Source organism: Burkholderia sp. Se-20378 (genome assembly GCF_017104665.1).
GTDB lineage: Bacteria > Pseudomonadota > Gammaproteobacteria > Burkholderiales > Burkholderiaceae > Burkholderia > Burkholderia lata.
Genome location: NZ_JAAGPG010000725.1, coordinates 1 through 3,563, shown reverse-complemented (window position 1 = coordinate 3,563; position 3,563 = coordinate 1). Strand labels below are relative to the sequence as shown.

The following is a 3,563-nucleotide window of genomic DNA, read 5'->3' as shown; positions in this document are numbered from 1 at the left end:
CCCGGTCGGCCTGGCGTACCTGCTGGCGCGCGCGGCCGACACGATCGCCGACACGGCGCTCGTCGCACCCGATCGCCGGGCGGCGCTGCTGACCGACCTGCGCGACGAGGTCGAGCGGCTCGGCGACGGCGTTGCGCTGTCGCGTGCACTCGAGGACGTGACGCGGATGCAGACCGATTCGCACGAACACATGCTGCTCGGCTCGATGGAGCCGATGCTCGCGCTGCTGCGCACGCAGCCGGACGCCGACCGCGCATCGATCCGCAAGGTCGTCGCGACGTTGACGGCGGGGATGGTATTCGACCTGCGCACGTTCCCCGACGAGCAGTCGGGGCGCGTCGTGTCGCTGCCGACGCGCGACGAACTCGACCGCTACACGTATCTCGTCGCCGGCTGCGTGGGCGAGTTCTGGACCGACATGACGCGCATGCACACGCCGGCCGCGCGCGGCTGGAACCTGCCGGACATGTGCGAGAAGGGCATCCGTTTCGGCAAGGCGCTGCAGATGACCAACATCCTGCGCGACTGCGGGAAGGATCTGCGCATCGGCCGCTGCTACCTGCCCGACGACGTGCTGGGTGAGCACGGGCTCGGCGTCGCCGACCTGATGGCGCCCGACGCGTCGGCGCGCGCGCGCGGCGTGCTCGTCGAACTGCTGCGTGTGACGCTCGACCAGTATCGCGACGCGTGCCTGTATACGCTGGCGATCCCGCGCCGCTTCGTACGGCTGCGGCTCGCGTGCCTGTGGCCGATCATGATCGGCCTCGAAACGCTCGAGCTGCTGGCCGGCCACGCGGCGTGGCTCGATCCGGTGAAGCCGGCCAAGGTGCCGAGAAAGCGCGTCTACCGGATCATGGCGTCGTCGCTCGCGCTGGTCGGCTCGAACACCGCGATTCGCGCGCGCATGACCGCGCTCGCCGATGCCGTGAGCGCGCATCTCGTGCCGCCGGCCACGCGCTGAATCGCACTGAACGATGCCGGCGCGACAGGTGCCGGCATCGCCCCTCGGCCCGCGTTCGCCGGGCCATCACCGTCCGATCCTCCACGCGTCGACTAAAAACGTTTTCATTATTTCGTGTCGCGAAACGTGGGTGTCATGAACGTCAGCGATCCTTCGCGGCGGCGTGAATCGTGGCGTCTGCCGCGGCCGCGCATTTGTAAGATGTGACTTGTCGAAGGCATCTGACGACATCCGACGGTCGCGTTGCACCCGTAAAAATGTAAAGCTAGGGTTTTCACCGGGAAATGCCGGGGAGGCCCGCCGCGTAAGCGTTTCAGGGTGTTATGTAACCGTTTGGTGAACCCGTGCGTTGCGTCGATCATACGATGACCGACTGCGCGTGTTGGGAAATAATCGGTAATCCGTCAGAATTGCGCCGACATGTACTCGCACATGTGTCAGGTCATAAAACCACACCACAAAAGAAACATTCTTTGAGGACGGAGAATCAATGAAAAAGCGCGTCGCTGTCGCCATGACGGCAGCTGGCCTTGCAGCCGCTACCGCCGCCCACGCTCAGAGCAGCGTGACCCTGTACGGTATCGTCGATAACGGTCTGGCTTACCAGAACAACTCGTCGGCGACTGGCGCGACCACGGGTGGTCACTCGAAGGTGCAGATGTCCACTGGCGTGTGGGCAGGCAGCCGCTTCGGCCTGAAGGGCAGCGAAGATCTCGGCGGCGGCACGAAGGCGATTTTCCAGTTGGAAGCCGGCGTCAACACGGCTAACGGCTCGTCGCAGTGGACCAACGGCATCTTCACGCGTCAAGCGTGGGTCGGCCTGACCAACAACACGTACGGTACGCTGACGGCTGGCCGCCAGTACACCGCGTACTACACGCTGCTGTCGCCGTACAGCCCGACGACCTGGCTGACCGGCTACTACGGCGCGCACCCGGGCGATATCGACTCGCTGGATACCAGCTACCGCGCGAACAACTCGCTCGTCTACATGTCGCCGAAGTTCTACGGCGTCACGGTCGGCGGTTCGTACTCGTTCGGCGGCGTCGCAGGCGCGACGAACCGCGGCTCGACGTGGAGCGCGGCGATCCAGTACCTGAACGGCCCGGCAGGCATCGCAGTCGGCTACCAGAAGATCAACAACGCGACGCTCGGCGGCGGCGTGTGGGGCGCGAACTCGACGGTCCAGAACGGCCTGACGGCATCGGGCGACGGCAACCAGCCGGCAGTCTCGTCGATCAACAACGGCTACGCCACCGCGCAATCGCAGCAGCGTATCGCCGTGACGGCGGGCTACCAGTTCACGCCGGCATGGGACATTTCGGCATCGTACTCGAACGTCCAGTACACGCCGGGCACGGGTTCGGCGTTCCGCAACACGGCCATCTTCAACACGGCAGGCGCCGTGCTGCACTGGAAGGCAGCCGCTCAGTGGGACTTCGCAGCGGGCTACTCGTACACGGCGGCAACGCAGTCGAACGGCATCACCAGCTCGGCCAAGTACCACCAGGTCACGCTGTCGCAGTACTACAGCCTGTCGAAGCGCACGGGCCTGTACGCAGTTGAGGCTTACCAGCATTCGAGCGGCAACACGCTCAACGGCGGCAAGATCATCGCTGCAACGACGTCGATCGGCGACGGCGTGGGCGCAGGTTCGAAGCAGAACCAGATCGGCCTCGGCGTCGGCATGATCCACCGCTTCTAAATGCCACGCGGCGCGCGAGCGCCGCTTCCGGCATGCGGTATGAAAACCGGCCTTCGGGCCGGTTTTTTATTTGCGGTACTGAGCGTATTCCGGCCCCGTCACCGGCCGGCATCGACCGGAAGCGGCGACGACGAAAGCCGCACCTGACAAGCGCTCCGCTCATGCGGTGCCCGGCGTGCAAACGGCAGCATCCGGCCCGTACCAATGTCGTCCGGCCAGTCACTCCGCCGGAACATCCGTCCAGCTCCCCGCCAGCGCCTGAAACAGCGCCGCCGTATCGGTAAGCCGGTCGGCCTGCGCGCGCGTACGGTCGAGCGCCGTCTGCAGTGTCTGCCGCTGCGCGTCGAGCAGGTCGAACGTGCTGATCCCGCCTGCCGCATAACGGCCGCCGGCGATCCTGTTGCTGGCCGCCGCTTCCTGCGCGGCAGTGTCCCTCGCCTGTAGTTCAACCGCATCGTGTTCAACCGCGCGCATCGCATCGGCCACCTGCTGCAGCGCCTCGAGCACGGTTTCCCGGTAACTCGCGAACGCCGCGTCGTACGCCGCTTCGGCCGCACGCTTCTTCGCGCGCAACTCGCCGCCGTGAAAGAGCGGTTGCGTGAGTCCAAGGCCGACATTCCACACATTGAGTCCGCTCACGAGATCCGCGATGCGCGTGCGTTCGGAGCCAATCCCCGCCGAAATCGACAAGCGCGGATACAGGTTCGCGGTGGCCACGCCGACGTTCGCGCTCGCTTGGTGCAGCACGGCTTCGGCTGCGCGGATGTCGGGCCGTTCGCGTGCGAGCGTCGACGGCAGCGCGACGGGCAGCGTGCGCGGCAGCGCGAGCGCATCGAGCGTGAGGTCGGGCAGCACGGCATCGGACGGCGGCGCGCCGAGCAGGATCGCGAGCCGGTG

At 66.3% G+C, this 3,563-nt stretch carries 3 protein-coding genes; 2 read left to right on the top strand and 1 reads right to left on the bottom strand.

Annotated features, from left to right (window positions below):
- On the top strand, positions 1–961 hold a 961-nt coding region (locus G3N93_RS36680), incomplete at its 5' end, for a squalene/phytoene synthase family protein (protein WP_206135209.1).
- A 490-nt stretch (positions 962–1,451) separates the two neighbouring features.
- Positions 1,452–2,666, top strand: a complete 1,215-nt coding sequence (locus tag G3N93_RS36675) for a porin (RefSeq protein ID WP_174935499.1) — start codon at positions 1,452–1,454, stop codon at positions 2,664–2,666.
- A 219-nt stretch (positions 2,667–2,885) separates the two neighbouring features.
- Here the strand turns inward: G3N93_RS36675 and G3N93_RS36670 are convergent.
- Positions 2,886–3,563: TolC family protein (locus tag G3N93_RS36670; protein ID WP_206135208.1), on the bottom strand; the 678-nt coding region annotated here is incomplete at its 5' end.